This is a genomic window from Shewanella metallivivens, from assembly GCF_028750675.1.
GTDB lineage: Bacteria > Pseudomonadota > Gammaproteobacteria > Enterobacterales > Shewanellaceae > Shewanella > Shewanella metallivivens.
In genome coordinates this window covers 292,641-313,099 of the sequence record NZ_JAQQPZ010000001.1, presented here as the reverse complement: position 1 = coordinate 313,099, position 20,459 = coordinate 292,641, and the positions used below count along the sequence as shown (strand labels likewise).

Here is a 20,459-nt window from a genome sequence, read left to right as displayed (position 1 = left end):
TCAAGGCTTACTTAATCCCGTTAAGTGCAGCCTGTTGATATTGATGAATTTGATTGATTTCAGTTAATAACACTTCAGTTTTAGGAATATTAAAATCACGTTCTAACAACGTCGGGTGTACACCGTGTATCTGATAACATTGCTGCAATAGCGCCCACACTGGATCAATCACATCAGCACCATGGGTATCAACCATTAAGTCTGCCGCTTCTTCGTAATGGCCAGCAATATGTAAATAGGCAATGCGCTCGCTCGGCATCGCTGCTAAAAATGCACTGGCATCATATTGATGATTAATCGCATTAACATAAATATTGTTCACATCGAGTAGCAATTTGCAGTCAGCTTCTTGTAGCACAGCATTAACAAATGCTTGCTCGCTCATTTGCGCTCCCGGGGCAGCGTAGAAAGACACGTTTTCAAGAATAAATGGCCGTTCGAGAATATCTTGGACTTGGTTAATACGCTTGGCGGTATGAATGACGGCTTCATCTGTAAAAGGAATGGGCATCAAGTCGTACATATGCCCTGTACCCGAACAATAACTTAAATGTTCTGAATAGACAGCTATATTATGGCTGTCTAAAAATTGCTTAATCTGTTTGATAAATTGAGTATCTAGTGCTTCAGGGCTTCCAATGGATAACGACAGTCCATGGCAAAAAAATTGATGCTGCTCAGTTAACTGCCTAAACTGACGTGCAAACTTGCCACCTAAAGTCATCCAATTTTCTGGGGCAACCTCAAAAAAGTTAATTGCCGTTGGCACATGCTGGCAAAACTCATCAAGCATTTCACGGCGCAGCCCTAAACCAACACTGGCTTGCTTAAATGTGGGATGTTGCACATTTGACATAATGCATCCTTGAACCATAAAAAAGAGATAAAATTAAGGCCTGAAACTCAGGCCTTAATTGTGGCAGATAAGCATGAGCATTATCAAATGCTTATAATCAAGTTATAGTGGATTATTTCTGACCGCCACATTTACCTTCACCACACTTCCCTTCTTTAGCTTTTTCAGCAGACTTTTTCATGTCGCCACCGCATTTGCCTTCGCCGCACTTACCTTCCATTGCTTTTTCAGCAGACTTTTTCATGTCACCGCCGCATTTGCCTTCGCCACATTTACCTTCCATTGCTTTTTCAGCAGATTCTTTCATGTCGCCGCCACACTTGCCTTCACCGCATTTACCTTCTTTGGCTTTTTCAGCAGACTTTTTCATGTCGCCACCGCATTTACCTTCACCGCACTTACCTTCGCCACCATCTAATTGATAGCCAGCAGTTAATTGTTCGAATCCAAATGGGTTAGCTTGTACTTCAGCAGTAAAACCAGCAGTCATCACAACAGCACCTAACGCAACAGCTACAGTAGTTTGTTTGATAGAGTTCATAATAGTTATCTTCCTCGTGTTTTGATTGTGTATTGGTGACCAACATTATTGCCGGCTTGGTTAAAAAGACCTGCAGTATGTAAAATTAATTTCAAAATAAATGAAAAATGTGAAAAAAGTCACCCTCATTGTAAGCAAATCTTGCTAGGACTGCATAAAATTAACACAAAATATAACACAGATATACGATGCACAATCAGCCAATGAACCTTGACATCAGGGTAAATTTCAATATTAATCAACAATATAATTAAAATAGAACACCTCAACCCTGTTAATCATGCTGCTATCACGAATTAAACAAGGTAAAATAGCGCACTTTTTTATTCAGTAAGGTGTATTGTGCGCGTAATTTTAGCTCCGATGGAAGGTGTGGTTGATGACCATATGCGTGATATTTTATCTACCATTAACCCGTTTGATTTGGTGGTTACAGAGTTTGTACGGGTGGTCAATCAGTTATTACCCGAAAAAGTCTTCTATAAATTATGCCCAGAGTTGCTTAATAACGGACTCACTCCAGCGGGCACACCCGTAAGAGTACAATTACTCGGACAAGAACCAGAGTGGATGGCACAAAATGCAATAAGGGCCATTGAACTCGGCTCGAATGGTGTTGACGCTAACTTTGGTTGCCCTGCTAAAACGGTTAACAAAAGTAAAGGTGGTGCGGTATTACTGCAATACCCTGAAAATATTCATAATATTGTTAAAGCCATGCGTGATGCGGTCCCAATTGAGCAACCCGTAACCGCAAAAATCCGTTTAGGCTACGAAGATAAATCCCTGTTTATGGAAAATGCCTTAGCAGTATATGAGGCAGGTGCAACTGAACTGGCCATTCATGCCCGTAGCAAAACTGACGGCTATAAACCACCTGCTTATTGGGAATACATCACCGAAGTACGCAAACGTTTGCCCATCCCTGTTATTGCTAATGGCGAAATTTGGAATGCCGCAGACGCACAACGATGTATGGATGTGACGGGTTGTGACAGTGTTATGATTGGCCGCGGAGCGATTTCGTTGCCTAATTTAGGAGACACCATCAAAACGGGTGCTGCGCCCTATTCTTGGCTTGAAACGCTCACATTATTAATGAATTACACTGAAAAAGAGCTCAATGGCCGTAAATCTGATTATTACCCTTCACGCATCAAGCAATGGTTTAGTTATTTAAATCGTCAATATCCTGAAGCGGATGCTTTGTTTCGTGAATTACGGGTATTTAAAACCACTGAAGACATCGTCAAAGTACTTCAAAACGCACATCAAACCATACGCTAATCGCCTTTTCAATCAGGCAGCTAGGCTTATTAGCAGCCTGAATTGAAAAATCTCCTATAGAATTGATCTTAGTCATAACCTGCAGATATTTTGTGCTTAGAATAGAATTTCTAGTGACAATATCAGTAAAGGTTACCTCCGTTGCACAACTCTCTGGACATACAGCAAAAATTACAACAGCTTGAACTCAGGCTTCGTCGTGAACTATTGCTTATTATCAAAGATGTCTCTCCAGATTCTGCAGAGCTTGCTCAAACAGCGACTCTTGAGGATATTATTGATTTTATGCCACAAGTTAAGTTAGCGAATACGGAATTGTTTACTCAATTAATGAAACTCGATGCAGCCTTATGTCAATTAGATTTGGGCTTGTACGGTTTATGCTCTGATTGTGAAATGGAAATCGAAATAAGTCGATTAATTAACGATCCTACTGAGCAGCGCTGTGCAAGTTGTCAGCGTAAATATATGAGTGAACACCGACTCGAGCTACGTTTAAGTCACTAAGGCCTGATATTAGCGCCAAATAAAAAGCCTGCGGCAATTGCAGGCTTTTGTCTTTCAGTGCCAATAGGTGCACTCTTAACGCGCTATCAATTAAAACTTAATGCTTACACCGCCGAAGTACTGGCGGCCTACAGTGTCATACACTTCTGGTACCGTACCACCATCGCTGCCGTTAGACACATCTGATGGCTCTTCATCAGTGATGTTTTTCACACCAGCACTTAATGTAATCATTTCAGACACATGATAGGTACCCGCAATGTTGTGATAAAGCACGGCATCAACATCATCGCCCGTACCTAGATCTTCCATTTCACCGATATAACGGTTCGAATAGATAACGTTCCAATCACCTTGGCCAGCTTGGATATTAAAGTTGTTGCGCACTTCAGCATAAGCGCCAAAGTTACCGTCGATCATATTCGTGTAATCAATGCCTTCTTGCTCAAAGTTCAGTAAGTAGGTGGTATCATTGTTGATTTTCCAATCTAGCGATAATGCACTGAAGCTGTAGGCTAAGTTAAAGTCAATACCACTGGTATCTTGGCTGCCAACGTTAGTGAGTGAACTCGTTAGATTAGTTAAATCTCCATTTGAACCAATATTAAAGGTTTCACACGATGAAGATGAGGCATCGGCATAACACGCATCTAGACCCGCTTGAACATCCAAACGAGTAATGGCATTAGTCACTTTGAAGCGCCAGTAATCAAGCGTTAACGATAATCCTTCAACATAACTTGGTGAGTAGACTAAACCCGCTGTATATGAGTCTGATTCTTCTGCTTGTAGATCTTCATCTGAGGTATAACGCACCAAGATTTGTGAATCTTGCTCGTTACCCCATGGATCGTCTAAATAATCGTATGAACCTGTGTCTCCGCCGTATAGCTCGCTGATACTTGGCGCACGGAAACCCGTTGCTGCAACACCACGAAGCATTAAATCATCGGTTGCTTCATAGGTTAAACCGACTTTCCAGGTAGAGGCTTTACCAAATGTTGAATAATCGTCATAACGCAGTGCAAATTCACCGGTGAGTTTATCAGTAAACGGAACACTCACTTCTTGGAAAACAGAGATAACATCGTAGTTGCCATCGGTTGCATCTTGCTGTGCAGCTGTACTGTCACCGGCAACAGTCACTGGATCGGGGTTGTAATAACCGCTTTCATAACGGTATTCTGCGCCAATCGCAAACGCGACGGTACCCGCGCTCACATCAAATAAATCGCCGTTTAGGCCCGCAGAAATAACGTGTTGCTCATTTCCGCCATCAGCATTGTCGGTATAGCTGATATCATCCACAATATCTGTTGTTAATGCGTCACCACTGAACCAAGCATCTTGATTGGCATAAACTGACTCAGACAGATTGGTCGCATTAATTGAGTTTGCAACGGTAGATTCTGCTTTGTTCTTACCGTAGGTGTAAGCAACATCCCAGTTCATACCATTATTAATATCAAGCTCACCAGCAAGACCCGCTGAGATCCGGAATGTATCGGTATCTTGTGAATAAATACGCGGTCCAGCATCTGTGATACGACGGCGATATTCAACACGGCCAGTGTCATCAGCTGAAATACCAGCATCTGTCATCGCATCGGTCAACGTGACACATGAACTATCCGCATCGCTATCACACACATCTAGCATGACTGATGCGGGTTGTGGTGCTAACTGTTGATCAGATTTTCGTTTGGTGTACAACGCATCAGCCGTTAATACTAGGTCATTGTCGAGTTCTTGGACCATGTTAGCAAACAAGCTGTAACGCTCGTTTGGCGTTTGGTAGTAGCTGCTTGTCGTATAATCATAACCGGTTGAACGTTCTTCCCAACCACCGGCACCATCTTGCACCATACCATCAAGTGAACCCGTTGGAAGATAAGAACTGTACCCAGGCTCCGTCCAATCGCGGTCAGATTGAATCACGCCTTCACGCTTTGAATAAGCCGCACCAAATGTATAGTTACCGCTGTCGGTATTAAATCCGTATAAACCGCTGATTTCCCCTGTTTCACCATCACTTTCGCTGGTAGTGCTACCGTTAAGATCTAATTGGAATCCTTCAAAATCTTTTTTAGTAATGATGTTAACCACACCTGCGATGGCGTCAGAACCATAAACGGCTGACGCACCATCTTTTAAAATCTCAACACGTGCAATCATTGCCACGGGAATCGAGTTCAAATCGACAGAACTGTCTGCGCCTGAGCCAGAGTTCACCATACGACGGCCGTTTAATAGCACTAACGTGCGTTGAGACCCCATACCACGTAAGTCGACTTGCGCTACACCATCTGAACCATTGTTTGAACTAGAACCTAAAGCGGCACCGGCCATTGACGTTTGCGCCTGGAGCAGCTCATCGACAGAGGTAAAACCTTCTGCACGGATCGATTCGGCAGAAATAACGGTCACAGGTGATGCCGTTTCCATATCTTGTCGCTGAATACGTGAACCAGTAACTTCGATACGTTCAACTTTCTCGTCATCTGCCGCGATAACAGCAGAAGAAAATAAACTTGTTGTTGCGACACTTGTTGCTGCTACAGCTAATAAACTGCGGCGTATTGCTTTGGCAGTCAATGTTACTGAACTCATGAAAAACTCCCTATTCTTGGAATTAAATAAAACCAATTGTTATATTTTTAATTATTGATAATCGACCTAGCCAACTACCAAAATATTATTAGTGAATAAAAAACTTTTCGTCAACAAAGGTGGCATGTAAACAAAATGATAATAAAATCAAACTTGATAATTAATTTGACTAATTATTTTATATTTACAATCAGACACATAATGCAATTCGCTCAACATTGTTACTTTAATGTTGTTTTTATAAACTAAAAAAAATACAAACGATAAACTATAAAGGTACAAATAAAGAATTTATAAAAAACATAAAAAACATACTCACAACAATAAAGTCGAAATTAATCACAAAATGTATCCATTACTGTTTTGTAAATTTAATTAAATTATTATTCATTTGAACTAAAAAACAGCAAATTTGTCTTTGTGACTCAATGACTATTTATTCACCATTAAACTTAAACGTACTCTATACGCTTATTTTTATTCAAATTATGTTAATAAATAACTCAAAAAACTTATTAATGCCCTTACCGACACTCGCCTAAAACGAAGAAGCCCATCAAAAAAGCACGTTGAGTTTAACGCTCTTAATGACCATTACACCGTCCAGATGGTCAGTAATTAGTCAGCAAAACCACCAATAGAATGAGTATAGGGAGTATCACATCGATGCCAAAATATGCCTAGACAGTCCAAGACTTCACGAGTACACAACAAGCAAATGTAATCCTTATACCATTCCGCGTTAGCAAGTGATCTCTTTGCGAGAATTTAAAAGGGCTTAAACAAGGCGAATGACTGAATGAATAGTGATTCTCTTTCGAAGTCATGCAACGCAGTATAAGCCCTTTTAAAACTCGCCACAAAGGAAGGCCCCAGCCGCTTTTGCTTTACGTTCTCGCTATTTGAAAGGGAACAACCATGACTACATAGCGACGCCTTAATCAAAACCGCTGGACGCATTCTGAGTGGTCACTTATTAATGCGGATTGGTATTAATAAAAAACAAAATAAAACCCCCACTTTAAAAAAGTGGGGGTTTTCATTAATCTGGAACCTCCAAATAGCAGAGGTTTTTAGTATCTACACTCGTTTAGAATTTTTGGTTAACACGTAGATAGAAAGTACGACCTAATACATCATATAAGTCAGTATTTACATCACGGTAACCAGAGAAGTCGTACCAAGTTGGTGCTTCTTCATCAAAGACGTTATTTACACCCACTGTGATAGTACCGTTCCAATCATGGGTATAACCAAACTGGATGTTGTGTTTAAAGTAATCCGGTGTATCAGTAATATAATCGTAACCGAGGTCACGCCAGTAATCGCCAGACTGACTACCAATGTACACAGTTGTCCAAGCAGCGTTAAAGTCGCTGTAGTACCAAGATGCAGCTAAGTTACCACGCCATTGCGGATAATCTTGCAAACCTGCGTAATCGATTGCAACCGAATCAGAATCAGTTTGCTCTACAAATTCTAATACATGTGTCATATCAACTTTGAAGTTGAAGTCACCGAAACTCGTTTCTAAATTATACGATGTGGCAAAATCTAAACCGCTGGTTTCAACTGAAGACATATTAATGTAGCCACTTTCTATGTATTCAATTTTACCATCAGCCCCACGAGTCACCGAGTCTGAACTGCCATTAAGTACTTCGTCACGAATAACATCTGTTGCACTGACAGCTTCAATCTTGTTGTCGTAAGTAATATCGTAGTAAGAAAGTTCAACACTCCAAGCATCAGTAACATTCCAAACTGCACCTAATGTTAGCGAGTTACCTTCTTCAGCTTCTAGGTCTGGGTTACCACCAAACCATGTTTTATGCTGGTTACCTGTAGCACAGTAGTTAGCATCTGAATCGTTGTTCGCTTCACACCATACTGAGTCATATGCAGTTTCAAAGCTTAACGATTGAGATGAAAACATCTCGCCCATATTAGGCGCACGGAATGAATCACCATAACTTGCACGTACTAATAAGCTGTCAATAGGGCGCCAGCTCACACCAATTTTAGGTACAACAGCATCAAATGTTGAAGAGTTAGTCACAACACCTGTCGCACCAGTTAGCGAACCTTCTTGTTCATAACGCTCGTAACGAAGGGCTAACGAAACATCGATATTTGAAGGTAAGCCCATTTGGATTTCTGTGTATGCTGCTGTACGATCACGTTCAGCATCGACATCATCACCACCTGAACCACCTGAGATAATACCTGCTGCTGATTCTGGGTCTGAAGTTTGCTTGAAGTTGATCATTTCGTACTCAGCACCGACTAACATAGCAAGTGTGAAGTTGTCATTATCAATCAGTGTAGTAGAAGCTAAACCATCAATCTGAGTACTATCGAATTTACCTTGGTAAACACCGGTATGAGCTGCTGCACTGTACAACTCAGTCATCGATTCATCCCACTCATCGTAGCTCATACCACTGGTGTTGAAGATATCGTAGTTACCAGTATCGATTTCGCTTTGAATAATGTCGTCATTAATCAAGTTGTAGTTAAATGAGTTAGTTGTTGAACCTGAATATTGAGCATTGACTTCCCAATCGATACCGTTACCGATATCAGTGAATCCAACTAAACCACCTAACATATCGTAGTTATTGGTTTCAGTTAACGTATCACGCTCACCGAGTTGCACAGAACGCATATAAATGGTCATGTCTGCGCCAGTTGGGTTATACGCATTATCAGCAGACATAACTGGGTAGTTAGTCGAAACAGGTGTACCAGCATAACGTGTATTGGTTTCACTTAATGATGCAGATCCACGACCACGGAATTGAATATTATCAGTAATGTCATAACTAAAATTAGTCATAAACGAGTTACGTGTCATATCACCGAAAAGTTTAGTCACTTCACCATAGCTATAGTAACAACGGCCATTGTTATCGCCATCAGTTCCATTTACGACGTTTTCTGTATCATCGCACATTTCAGAGTTTGAGTAGAAACCATAAACATCATCACCATCTTCATCTACTTCACCTGTATTGTAATAACCATTTGGTACTGAACTGAATGAGCTATAATCACCATAAGAATCGTCATCCATATTCCAAATGTCACTATCCATTACAGCTTCGGTATCATAGTATTCGTATGTGAAAGTGATGTTACCTTTATCAGTGTTGAAACCTGTTGCAATAGAGAAACGAGTCGCGTCACCACCTTCAACATCAGGTATTTCAGTGCTGTAATCTAATTGAACACCTTCAAATTCTTTTTTAGTAATGATGTTAATTACGCCTGCAACTGCATCTGAACCATAAACGGCAGAGGCACCATCACGTAAAATTTCAATTCGTTCTACAATAGCAATCGGAATTTGCGAAGTATCAGCAGTTGAACCCGAGCTGGAACTCGTACCAGGCATACGACGACCATCGAGTAAAACTAACGTTGCCTGAGAACCTAGACCACGCATGTTAATTGAGCTCGTTGCACTTGCACCTGAACCATAGCCAGATGTTCCACGCCATGAACCGAATGCGTTAATTGATGAGTTGTTCAGAACATCAGCAACTGTTTTTTCACCTGTAAGTGCAATATCTGCGGCACTTAATACGGTAACAGGCGAAGACGTTTCCATATCCACTTGCTTAATACGTGAACCTGTAACCTCAATACGCTCAACTTTTTCCACTTCTTCGGCAAATACTAAGCCTGAAAAACCAACCGACACTGCTGTCGCAGCTAGAATACTACGGCGAACCGCCTTAGCTGTTAACGTTAATGAACTCATGGATAATCTCCCTTTAACTTATATTAAACACACATAAGTAACTTATAAGTAATTCATAAGTAATTTATTCGTGATTATAAGTAATTATAATTTTTATATGGTATGTAGATAATTAATAAAACAAATTATCGGGTTACATTATTGAAGAATAAAAAACATTTAGTCAACAATGGCAACATGTAAACAAAATGATAGTGAAATGATAATTAAAATAAATCAAACAATTAATTAACAAAAAATATTTTATAATAAAATCAAGAAAATAAACCAAATTAAGCATTATTGTTGTTATTATGTTGCTTTTTATTAATTGAAATTACACAAATAATAAAACAATAAATAAACAAACAAAAGATCTAAGAAAAACACAAAAAACACACCTGCAACAATAATTAAACAATCAACCACAAAATGCATCTGTTACTATTTTTGTAAATTAAATTAAAGTATTATTCATTTGAACTAAAAAGCAGCAGATTTGTCTTTATCACCCAACGACTATTTATTCACAATTAAACTTAAACGCACCCTATACGTCTATTCTTATTCAAATTATGTTAATAAATAACTCAAAAAGCTTATTTACACACTTACCGATGCAAAAAAAACAGTGTAATAAAGCATCAAACTAGCCCATGATATTGACCTTACACTCGCCAAACAGCTCATTTATCACTCAAAAAAGCAACATCTCGCACGCAACAAACAGGTAACATTTTATTGCAGGAAAAGTATCGGATTTACTGAGTATCTCAAGGTGACTAAAGCGACCAATTAGGCGCCCTCTACGCAGATAACTGCTGCTTGATTAACATCAATTGAATGGAAAAATAAAACCTATTGTAAAAAGCCATCGAAATACCGTTATGCGGTATTAATGTTGATTGAATATTCGGTGCTAGATGCACGCGGATTGGCATAAGAGTTTGAGATTACTGTTGAGTGTTGAGTCTTAGAGATTGGCGCTTGGCGTTGGCTATCGTGTGTAAGCGCTGGACTGCTTACAAGATGTTAACGACTGAGTGACGGAAGCTACTAGATGGACATTGTTGCTGTTCAATACAAAAAAGGAGCCATGAGGCTCCTTTTTATCATCTTACAAGCGAAGATTAACGAGTGCGTGGGCACAATTCTTCAGCGCTGAAGAAGTAAGCAATTTCACGAGCTGCAGATTCTACTGCATCAGAACCGTGAACTGCGTTTTCGTCAATGCTTGCAGCGTAGTCTGCACGTAAAGTACCACGTGCTGCTTCAGCTGGGTTAGTTGCACCCATGATTTCGCGGTTAGCTAGTACTGCATTTTCGCCTTCTAACACTTGAACCATCACTGGACCAGAAGTCATGAAAGACACTAAAGCACCAAAGAAAGGACGTGCACTGTGTTCTGCGTAGAAGCCTTCAGCTTGTTCTTTCGAAAGGTGAACCATTTTAGAAGCAATGATCGTTAGACCAGCTGATTCAAAACGGTTATAGATAGCACCGATGTGGTTTTTAGCAACTGCATCTGGCTTGATAATAGAAAATGTGCGTTCGATCGCCATAACTAGCTTCCTTAATGTGAGCAAGTTTAAAAAATTCGCGCGGATTATACGTAATTAAACTGAAAATGCCTAGCCTTATCAACGTCAGCAATCACATTTCAGCATTTGTGTATGTCATTTAGATTAACAAACGCCCATTTCAGCGCTTTTTTTGCTCTGCTTATTGGCATTTTTTTCGATAAAACAAATGATAGCGTCAGCAACATCTTTATCTGTTGCCGCTTCAATCCCTTCAAGCCCCGGCGACGAGTTCACTTCCATGACGACAGGCCCATGATTTGAACGTAATAAATCAACCCCAGCCACATTTAACCCCATAGTGCGCGCCGCGCGTAAGGCCACTGAACGTTCTTGAGGTGAAAGCTTTACCAAAGTGGCGCTGCCACCTCGATGTAAGTTTGAGCGAAACTCACCAGGTTTGGCTTGTCGCTTCATGGCTGCAATCACCTTATCGCCTAATACAAAACAGCGAATATCCGCACCTTGTGCTTCGGCAATGTATTCTTGCACCATTATGTTAGCTTTAAGGCCCATAAAGGCTTCTAACACGCTTTCTGCTGCTTTGCGGGTTTCAGCAAGCACGACACCTATCCCCTGGGTGCCTTCGAGTAATTTAACCACTAACGGTGCACCGCCAACCATGTCGATTAAATCTGGTATATCACTGGGTTTATTCGCAAAACCAGTAATGGGAAGGCCAATCCCCTTACGGGACAATAATTGCATTGAACGCAATTTATCACGTGAGCGAGCAATGCCAATTGAGCTATTTACAGAGTAAACACCCATCATTTCCAATTGGCGCAATACCGCAGAACCATAAAACGTCACAGACGCACCAATCCGCGGGATCACTGCATCAAAATGACCTAAATCTTTACCAGCCATATGAATACTCGGCTTGGTCATATTGATATTCATATAGCACTTTACAGGGTTGATCACTTTAACCTCATGACCACGAGCAACAGCAGCTTCGACTAAGCGACGAGTAGAATATAATTGCGGGCCTTGAGACAGTATTGCGATGCGCACAGAGTGCTCCAAAATAGGAATTTTCGCGCATCATACGCTGAGTTTATGTAAAATCAATGACTGGAATGACCAGAAATAAAAAAAGAGTCAATCTTGATGATTGACTCTCATTTTATATGCTTGAATTAAGCTTGCGTTATTATCAATTAGCCTTCGCTAACCATGTTAATGGTGTATTTAGGAATATCAATCACCATATCGCAGTCAACGACTTTAGCTTGGCAAGACAAGCGGCTTTCAGGCTCTAGACCCCATGCTTTATCTAACATGTCATCTTCAAGCTCATCGCTTTCTTCTAGTTGGTCAAAACCTTCACGCACAACCACATGGCATGTGGTACAAGCGCATGACTTTTCACAAGCGTGTTCGATGTGAATACCGTTACGCAGCGCAACATCTAAAATGGTTTCACCAATTTCAGCTTCGAGAACTGCGCCGTCAGGACAAAGCTCTTGATGGGGTAAAAATACTAACTGTGGCATTATTTCACCTATATGTTATCGACCGACTGCCCTTTTAGCGCCGTTCTAATAGAATTATCCATGCGTCGAGACGCAAAATCTTGAGTTTGTTCATCTAACTTAGCAATGGCTTTCTCGATTGCATCAACATCATCTTGTTGCGCTGTTGCTGCAAGCTCTGCAATGGCAGTCGCCAATAGCTGACGCTCTTGCTCTTCGAGTAAATCACCGTCTTTACCCAGTGCAGCATTAAGCGACTCAATAACACGTGCGGCTTCGACTTTTTGCTCAGCAAGCATACGACGAGTAATGTCATCTTTTGCATGCTTCATTGAATCTTTGAGCATGGTGGCAATTTCAGTGTCAGACAAACCAAATGATGGTTTAACCTGAATGGTGGTTTTCACCTCGGTTGATTTTTCCATCGCGGTAACACTTAACAGACCATCGGCATCCACTTGAAACGTCACTCGAATATGCGCAGCACCTGCGGCCAACGGAGGTATACCATGAAGCGTAAAGCGTGCCAATGAACGGCAATCTTCAACCAATTCACGCTCGCCCTGTACCACATGGAATGCCATTGCCGTTTGACCGTCTTTAAACGTCGTAAACTCTTGCGCACGGGCAACCGGGATTGTGGTGTTACGGGTCACGACTTTTTCAACCAGTCCGCCCATGGTTTCTACACCAAGCGATAACGGAATAACATCTAACAATAACAAGTCCGATTCAGGTTTATTACCCACCAAAATATCGGCTTGAATCGCAGCGCCAATCGCCACAACGCGATCTGGATCAATGGAGGTCAGTGGGGCTTTTTTAAAGAAAGCTTCAACTTGCTCTCGCACTAACGGTACACGCGTTGAACCACCCACCATCACGGTTTCAATGACTTCATCAACACTCACACCAGCATCACGTAAAGTACGGCGACAACTGCTAATGGTTTTTTTCACTAACGCGCCAATCAGTTCGTTAAATAATGACTTATCAACTGAAGTCGTTAATGTTTGATTATCAATCACAACGCTAGCATCAGCACTGTCATTTTCTGTTAGGGCTTCTTTAACACGACGTGCTTCAATTAATAACTGACGCGCCAACTGGTTGTTAGGCTCAGTGATATTCCACACTTGTTGTAAATAGCTCACTAATAGATGATCAAAGTCATCACCGCCAAGTGCTGAGTCACCGCCAGTAGCCAATACTTCAAAGACGCCACGATTTAGGCGCAGAACTGAAATATCAAAAGTACCACCACCTAGGTCATAAATCGCAATCACGCCTTCTTGCTTAGAATCTAATCCGTAAGCAATCGCAGCTGCAGTGGGCTCATTGAGTAAACGCAGTACCTTCACGCCGAGTAATTCAGCCGCATCTTTTGTGCCTTGACGTTGAGCATCGTCAAAATAAGCCGGTACGGTAATCACAATACCTTGCAGCTCACCACCTAGTGTGGTTTCAGCTCGGGCAATTAACGGCTTTAAAATTTCTGCTGACACTTGTACAGGATTAACCTGGCCCATTGGTGTGCTAAAAACAGGTAAACCATTTTCACTTGCATGCAATGCATAAGGTAATTTATGAACACCTGATTGCACATCAGCTAAGCTACGGCCCATAAAACGTTTAACCGATACTATGGTGTTTTGTGGATCTAACGCAGACTTAGCTTGGGCTTCAAAACCCACTTGCACAGCGTCTTCACCATAATGCACTACGGAGGGTAATGAGTGGCGGCCATTGTCATCTGCTAAGGTCGATGCAAGTCCGCTTCTAACTGTGGCCACTAATGAATTAGTGGTGCCAAGATCGATCCCCACAGCCAAACGATGTTGGTGTGGTGCGGCGCTTTGGCCAGGTTCTGCAATTTGCAACAGTGCCATAGTGTTCCAACTTGTTGTGTTATTGACCAGCAGTGCTAGTCATAAAATTTAATGTATGCCTTAGTTAGTCAAGCAAACCATCTTCAATACGGCTTAACTCATCTTGCAATTTTGCCATAAACTTAAGCTTACGTATTTGATCTGCTGCTAATAATGCATCAGCTTGATCATTTGAGGCGAGTAACGTGGCTAATTGAACCGACAATGATGATTCAAATTCGCTGAAAGAGTCGTATAACTCGTCAATTAAGTCTTGAGGTTGTTGGCTATGCTGGATGTCTTCTAATGCTTCACGCCATTCCATTTGCTGCATTAAAAATGCACCATCTTTAAGCGTGGTGGTTTCATGGCTTAATTCAATGCCACGTAAACTCAACATGTGCTCGGCACGACGTAAGGGGTTTTTAAGCGTTTGGTAGCCATCATTAATTTGCGCTGTACGTTGTACAGACAACATTTTTTGTTGTTCAGTGTCGTTGGCAAATTTATCGGGATGTACCGCCCGTTGCAGTTCGCGGTAGCGCTCTGCAAGTAAGGCGGTGTCGATATCAAAGGCAGGTTCTAGATTAAACAGATCGAAATAATTCATGGGCAGATATCATGCTTACTGTTTTCGATAAAACGGCTCAGGTAATGTTTAAACGGTAAAGCTTTCACCGCAACCACATTCGCCTTTTGCATTAGGGTTATTAAACTGAAAACCTTCATTTAGGCCTTCTTTGACAAAGTCGAGCTCAATTCCTTGCAAATAAATAAAGCTTTTAGCATCGATGATGATGTTCACACCATCGATGTTATAGACTTCATCATCGTCATTGAGCTCATCAACAAACTCAATAACGTATGCCATACCTGAACAACCTGATGTTCTCAATCCAAGGCGTAAACCTAAGCCTTTGCCGCGGTTAGCAAGAAACGATCTGACTCGGTCTGCTGCCGCTGGTGTCATTGAAATAGCCATCTATACTCCAGGTCTAAGTCTTACTTAGCTTGCTTACTTTTATACTCTTCAATTGCTGCCTTAATGGCATCTTCAGCCAAAATTGAACAATGAATTTTAACAGGTGGCAATGCAAGTTCTTCAGCGATATCAGCGTTTTTAATTGTTGCTGCTTCGTCGACACTTTTGCCTTTAACCCATTCAGTTACCAGTGAGCTTGATGCAATCGCGCTACCACAACCGTATGTTTTGAACTTTGCATCTTCAATAATGCCATTAGCACCAATTTTAAGTTGCAGTTTCATTACGTCACCACATGCTGGTGCGCCAACCATACCGGTCACTACAGATGGATCGTTTTTATCAAATGAACCTACGTTACGTGGGTTTTCATAATGATCGATTACTTTTTCGCTATAAGCCATGATATTGCTCCTAAATCTTTGTCGTTAAACGATTAATGATGTGCCCATTGAACTTGGTTCAAATCGATACCATCTTTGAACATCTCCCAAAGAGGAGACATTTCACGTAACTTATCAATAGATTCAGTTATCGTTTTAATAGCATGTTCAATTTCTTCATCGGTAGTAAAACGACCGATAGAAAAACGAATTGAGCTATGAGCCATTTCATCGTTTAAACCTAAAGCACGTAAAACGTAGCTTGGTTCTAAACTGGCTGAGGTACAGGCTGAACCTGAAGAAACAGCTAAATCTTTCAGTGCCATCATTAGCGATTCGCCTTCAACAAAGTTGAAGCTTACGTTAAAGATGCCGCTGTAGCGCTGTTCCATGTCACCATTGATATAGGTTTCTTCAATGTGCTTAATGCCATTCCATAATTTGTCACGTAAACGGGTAATACGTGCGCTGTCTTCAACCATGTCTTGTTTGGCAATTGCCGCAGCTTCACCTAGACCAACAATTTGGTGGGTCGCGAGTGTACCACTGCGCATGCCACGTTCGTGTCCACCACCGTGCATTTGAGATTCAAGGCGAATACGTGGCTTACGACGAACGTAAAGTGCACCGATACCTTTAGGGCCATACATTTTATGACCCGAAATCGAAATCAAATCTACTTTAGTGGTTTGCACATCAATCGGTAATTTACCTGCGCTTTGCGCTGCATCCATGTGGAAGAAAATACCTTTTGAACGACATAACTCACCGATTGCATCGATGTCGTGTATGACACCAATTTCGTTGTTAACATGCATGATGCTAACTAAAATAGTGTCATCACGCATGGCCGCTTCTAAACGTTCCATTGGAATGATGCCATTCGCTTCTGGCTCAAGATAAGTGACTTCGTAACCTTCACGCTCTAACTGACGACAAGTGTCTAATGTCGCTTTATGTTCAGTTTTACTGGTGATGATGTGCTTGCCCTTTTTATGATAAAAATGAGCAATACCTTTAATGGCAAGGTTACTAGATTCGGTCGCACCAGAAGTGAAAACAATTTCGCGGTGGTCAGCATTAATCAAGTCAGCAACTTGATTACGGGCAATATCAACTGCCTCTTCAGCTTGCCAACCATAACGATGTGAACGCGATGCTGGATTACCGAACACGCCGTCCATTGTCATGTGTTGCACCATTTTTTCTGCGACACGCGGATCTACAGGGGTTGTTGCGGCATAATCTAAATAGATAGGAAGCTTCATAACACACTCCGTACTTAGCAGTCTCAGATGAGGCTACATACAACGTACAAATAATAATTATTTATCAATCAACATAGCTGAGTTACAAACTCACTCTATGTTCCTTTTGCATTTCGTCTTGCTTTAACGAGATAAATTGAACATCGCGTTTTTGCATTAAGCCTGCAAGCGAAATACCATCTAAAAACTCAGAAATTTGTTTACTTAAGTCGCCCCATAAAGAATGGGTTAGGCAACGAGTACCACTTTGGCAGTTACCTTGTCCTTGACAGCGAGTGGCGTCTACAGATTCATCAACGGCATGCACGACCATACCCACTGAAATATCAACGGCTTCTAAACCTAGACGATAACCCCCACCAGGTCCGCGAACACTCGACACTAGACCATGTTTACGTAACTTTGCGAAGAGTTGTTCAAGATAAGACAAAGAAATACCTTGTCTTTCAGAAATATCGGCTAAGGGCACTGGGCCTGCAGCTGAGTGAATAGCAACATCTAACATAGCTGTCACTGCATAGCGACCTTTTGATGTAAGTTTCATAACTTGTACTGCTCCCAAAAAGTATGCAGTAATTTCATCATACCCGAGTAATTTAGTCAAGTATTAATCCTACTCAATAGCTCAGGTATTAAGGTATTTGATATAACAAAAAGGTATCGGTTTTCGCGGGGCTATTTAACCTTTTTATACGCTAAGATTCAATGCCGATAAGGTAATTAATCGCATTATCGGCTATTTTTTTGACCTGAATCTACAATGACTTAGTTATGGTTAAATACTTGGGTCAAACTTATCGATATCTTGTTTACGATTACTGGCTGCATTTCGCTCAGCTTCATCGAAGGCATCGACGGTTAATTCTGGTAACTTTTTGGTACACACCTCACCGCCCATTTGCTGAATAGCTTGGCATAGCTCTTGGACTTTAGAATCCATTAAGTGCATGTGATCAAGCATTTGCCCTATGGCATTTGCAACGGGATCAGGATTATCTGGTGACACAGCGTATGCATCAAAGCCATACTTTTTAGCCATTTCAGTGCGGCGTTCAGTTTTTTCTTTTGATTGGTTCGTTGGTGATGCAACCACTCGACCGGGGATCCCTACGACAGTGTGATCGCTTGCCACATCTTTTACTACGACAGAGTTCGAACCCACTCGCGCACCATCATGCATTGTTATAGGGCCCAATACTTTAGCGCCAGCACCAATCACCACATTGTTACCCAGTGTGGGATGACGTTTACCCGCTTGCCATGTGGTTCCCCCCAGAGTCACACTATGATACAGCGTACAATCATCACCTATCTCGGCTGTTTCACCAATTACTACGCCCATACCATGATCAATAAAAAAGCGCCGACCAATGATCGCCCCCGGATGAATTTCGACTCCAGTTAACCAGCGTGAAAACGTCGATAAACAGCGCGCAGTGAAATGCCATTTGGCCAACCACAATTTATGACTCACACGGTGTATCCAAATGGCATGCATACCCGGATAGTTAAATAAGATCTCTAGGGTACTGTTTGCAGCAGGATCACGATGATAAATCGACTCGATGTCTTCTTTAATTCTAGCAATGACGCCCATGGTGTGTTCCTTACGGATTAGTCTTGTTTGTCCATTTTCTTATCAACGGAACTCAAAATACCACGAAGAATATTCATTTCAGGCGCTTCAATTCGCGCACGAGTAAATAAACGACGGAGTTTAGTCATCACTTGACCAGGATGATTTTTTATCACAAAACCAGTTTTAGATAAGGTTGACTCTAAGTGTACAAAAAATCGATCGAGTTCAACTGTCAACGGATATTCTTCAGTTTCTGCTGGCGCTTCTGTCTGGGCTAAATGCGCCACACGCGTTTCATAACAGATGATCTGTACCGCTTGCGCTAAGTTAAGTGAACTGTATTCAGGGTTAGCTGGTATTGCCACATGGTAAGTACACTGTTGTAGCTCTTCATTGCTTAAACCATGGTTTTCACGACCAAACACAATGGCAACAGGGCCATTTAAACACTCTTGTGTCAGCTTTTGTCCTGCTTCTCTAGGGTCAAGCATCGGCCAATCTAATGTCCGGCTACGAGCACTTGTGGCAATCACTAAACTGCAATCGGCAATCGCATCTTGCAATGAATCAACTGTAGTAAGATTTTTTAAGATATCTGACGCACCAGCTGCAAGGGCAATTGACTGGCCATCAGGCTCAACTCGAGGCTCTGCAAGGTATAAATTTGATAATCCCATGGTTTTCATCGCTCTTGCGGTAGAGCCAATGTTGCCAGGATGCGATGTTCCAACTAAAACGACACGAATATTACTGAGCATGTAGCACTTTCTTTCAACAAAAAATATTGCTCGCATATTAACACAGTCATTTTTATTACGTTATATGAAAATCTGCATTTGATATATTTGTTAAATTAAGTATAATGCGGGCGCTATTTTACTCGTTCTTTAACATCCAGGGGATTGCAATGCATCCGATGCTGACTATTGCCACGCGCGCTGCACGCGCTGCGGGCCAAACTATTATGCGCGCCTATACTGAACTTGACCGTGTTGAGGTTAGTAGTAAAGGTATTAATGATTTTGTGACTAGTGTAGACAAGGAAGCAGAAGCAACTATTACTTATCAAATTCGTAAATCTTACCCAGATCACACGATTGTGGGCGAAGAAGACGGTGAAAACCGTGGCGACAACAAAGATTACGTTTGGATAGTTGATCCTTTGGATGGCACTAATAACTTCGTTCGTGGTATTCCTCATTTTGCGGTTTCTATCGCAGTTCAATATAAAGGTAAAATTGAAGTTGCCGTTATTTATGATCCTGTTCGTGAAGAATTGTTCTCTGCCGTTCGCGGTAAAGGCGCCAAACTAAACGATTTCCGTTTACGTGTAACCAATGTCAATGACTTAAGCAGTACCATTATTGGTACTGGATTTCCATTCAAGGCACGTCAACACACCGAAAGCTACATGGCTATTTTAGGTGAAGTATTCCCACAATGTGCTGATTTACGTCGTGCAGGTTCTGCGGCATTAGACCTTGCCTACGTTGCTGCTGGTCGTTTAGACGGTTTCTTTGAAATCGGCTTAAAGCCATGGGACATCGCTGCTGGCGACTTAATTTGCCGAGAAGCTGGCGGTACAGTAACCGACTTTATGGGCGCTCACAATTATATGACTTCTGGCAACATTGTTGCTGGTAGCCCAAAAGTCACCACGCAGCTGGTTAAAACCATGCGTCCGTTACTAAACGAAGGGTTAAAGCGCTAAGCTTATATCGCCTCGACAAGACATCATTAAAAACCGCTATTAGCATTTATGGCTATTAGCGGTT

The 20,459-nt window shown here is 41.5% G+C and carries 18 protein-coding genes; 3 read left to right on the top strand and 15 right to left on the bottom strand.

The window, feature by feature from the left end:
• Window positions 1–7: 7 nt before the first annotated feature.
• Both PQR79_RS01275 and PQR79_RS01270 read right to left on the bottom strand, forming a co-directional pair.
• The gene (locus PQR79_RS01275) at window positions 8–856 is read right to left on the bottom strand and encodes an HvfB family MNIO-type RiPP peptide maturase (protein ID WP_238104975.1); all 849 of its coding nucleotides are present in this window, start codon (window positions 854–856) and stop codon (window positions 8–10) included.
• A gap of 112 nt (window positions 857–968) precedes the next feature.
• A complete protein-coding gene (locus PQR79_RS01270; RefSeq protein ID WP_238104985.1) occupies window positions 969–1,397 on the bottom strand; it encodes an HvfA family oxazolone/thioamide-modified RiPP metallophore in 429 nt (142 codons plus the stop codon).
• Window positions 1,398–1,739: 342 nt separating this feature from the next.
• Here PQR79_RS01270 and dusC point away from each other — a divergent pair, with 342 nt between their 5' ends.
• Both dusC and PQR79_RS01260 read left to right on the top strand, forming a co-directional pair.
• Window positions 1,740–2,684, top strand: a complete 945-nt coding sequence (gene dusC / locus PQR79_RS01265; RefSeq protein WP_238105001.1) for a tRNA dihydrouridine(16) synthase DusC — start codon at window positions 1,740–1,742, stop codon at window positions 2,682–2,684.
• Window positions 2,685–2,825: 141 nt separating this feature from the next.
• Window positions 2,826–3,191 (top strand): TraR/DksA family transcriptional regulator, encoded by a 366-nt coding sequence (locus PQR79_RS01260; protein WP_238105003.1) that lies wholly within the window; start codon window positions 2,826–2,828, stop codon window positions 3,189–3,191.
• 90 nt (window positions 3,192–3,281) lie between these two features.
• Here the strand turns inward: PQR79_RS01260 and PQR79_RS01255 are convergent, their stop codons facing one another.
• The 13 genes from PQR79_RS01255 to trmJ all read right to left on the bottom strand — a co-directional run bounded on the left by PQR79_RS01255 (window position 3,282) and on the right by trmJ (window position 19,442).
• Window positions 3,282–5,801, bottom strand: a complete 2,520-nt coding sequence (locus PQR79_RS01255) for a TonB-dependent receptor plug domain-containing protein (protein WP_238105005.1) — start codon at window positions 5,799–5,801, stop codon at window positions 3,282–3,284.
• 1,090 nt (window positions 5,802–6,891) lie between these two features.
• Complete coding sequence (locus PQR79_RS01250; RefSeq protein ID WP_238105016.1) at window positions 6,892–9,567, bottom strand: TonB-dependent receptor; 2,676 nt, start codon at window positions 9,565–9,567, stop codon at window positions 6,892–6,894.
• A 1,109-nt stretch (window positions 9,568–10,676) separates the two neighbouring features.
• A complete protein-coding gene (gene ndk, locus PQR79_RS01245) occupies window positions 10,677–11,108 on the bottom strand; it encodes a nucleoside-diphosphate kinase (RefSeq protein ID WP_238105019.1) in 432 nt (143 codons plus the stop codon).
• A 123-nt stretch (window positions 11,109–11,231) separates the two neighbouring features.
• A complete protein-coding gene (rimK, locus tag PQR79_RS01240) occupies window positions 11,232–12,143 on the bottom strand; it encodes a 30S ribosomal protein S6--L-glutamate ligase (RefSeq protein ID WP_238105021.1) in 912 nt (303 codons plus the stop codon).
• Window positions 12,144–12,289: 146 nt separating this feature from the next.
• Complete coding sequence (gene fdx / locus PQR79_RS01235) at window positions 12,290–12,625, bottom strand: ISC system 2Fe-2S type ferredoxin (protein ID WP_188920057.1); 336 nt, start codon at window positions 12,623–12,625, stop codon at window positions 12,290–12,292.
• 8 nt (window positions 12,626–12,633) lie between these two features.
• Window positions 12,634–14,493, bottom strand: coding sequence for a Fe-S protein assembly chaperone HscA (gene hscA / locus PQR79_RS01230; RefSeq protein ID WP_238105042.1), 1,860 nt, complete (start codon window positions 14,491–14,493; stop codon window positions 12,634–12,636).
• Window positions 14,494–14,557: 64 nt separating this feature from the next.
• Entirely contained in the window at window positions 14,558–15,082 is a 525-nt protein-coding gene (hscB, locus tag PQR79_RS01225; RefSeq protein ID WP_238105044.1) for a co-chaperone HscB, read from the bottom strand.
• A 48-nt stretch (window positions 15,083–15,130) separates the two neighbouring features.
• Window positions 15,131–15,454: an iron-sulfur cluster assembly protein IscA gene (iscA, locus tag PQR79_RS01220; protein WP_188920066.1), complete on the bottom strand. Its 324-nt coding sequence runs from the start codon at window positions 15,452–15,454 to the stop codon at window positions 15,131–15,133.
• A gap of 20 nt (window positions 15,455–15,474) precedes the next feature.
• The gene (iscU, locus tag PQR79_RS01215) at window positions 15,475–15,858 is read right to left on the bottom strand and encodes a Fe-S cluster assembly scaffold IscU (RefSeq protein ID WP_188920068.1); all 384 of its coding nucleotides are present in this window, start codon (window positions 15,856–15,858) and stop codon (window positions 15,475–15,477) included.
• Between the two features lie 32 nt (window positions 15,859–15,890).
• Window positions 15,891–17,105: an IscS subfamily cysteine desulfurase gene (locus tag PQR79_RS01210; RefSeq protein ID WP_238105061.1), complete on the bottom strand. Its 1,215-nt coding sequence runs from the start codon at window positions 17,103–17,105 to the stop codon at window positions 15,891–15,893.
• 82 nt (window positions 17,106–17,187) lie between these two features.
• On the bottom strand, window positions 17,188–17,649 hold the full coding sequence (gene iscR, locus PQR79_RS01205; protein WP_160054303.1) for a Fe-S cluster assembly transcriptional regulator IscR: 462 nt from the start codon (window positions 17,647–17,649) through the stop codon (window positions 17,188–17,190).
• A 231-nt stretch (window positions 17,650–17,880) separates the two neighbouring features.
• Window positions 17,881–18,702, bottom strand: coding sequence for a serine O-acetyltransferase (gene cysE / locus PQR79_RS01200; RefSeq protein ID WP_238105064.1), 822 nt, complete (start codon window positions 18,700–18,702; stop codon window positions 17,881–17,883).
• 17 nt (window positions 18,703–18,719) lie between these two features.
• Window positions 18,720–19,442, bottom strand: a complete 723-nt coding sequence (gene trmJ / locus PQR79_RS01195; protein ID WP_238105066.1) for a tRNA (cytosine(32)/uridine(32)-2'-O)-methyltransferase TrmJ — start codon at window positions 19,440–19,442, stop codon at window positions 18,720–18,722.
• A 149-nt stretch (window positions 19,443–19,591) separates the two neighbouring features.
• Here trmJ and suhB point away from each other — a divergent pair, with 149 nt between their 5' ends.
• Window positions 19,592–20,395, top strand: coding sequence for an inositol-1-monophosphatase (suhB, locus tag PQR79_RS01190; protein ID WP_238105068.1), 804 nt, complete (start codon window positions 19,592–19,594; stop codon window positions 20,393–20,395).
• The last annotated feature ends 64 nt before the right edge of the window (window positions 20,396–20,459 follow it).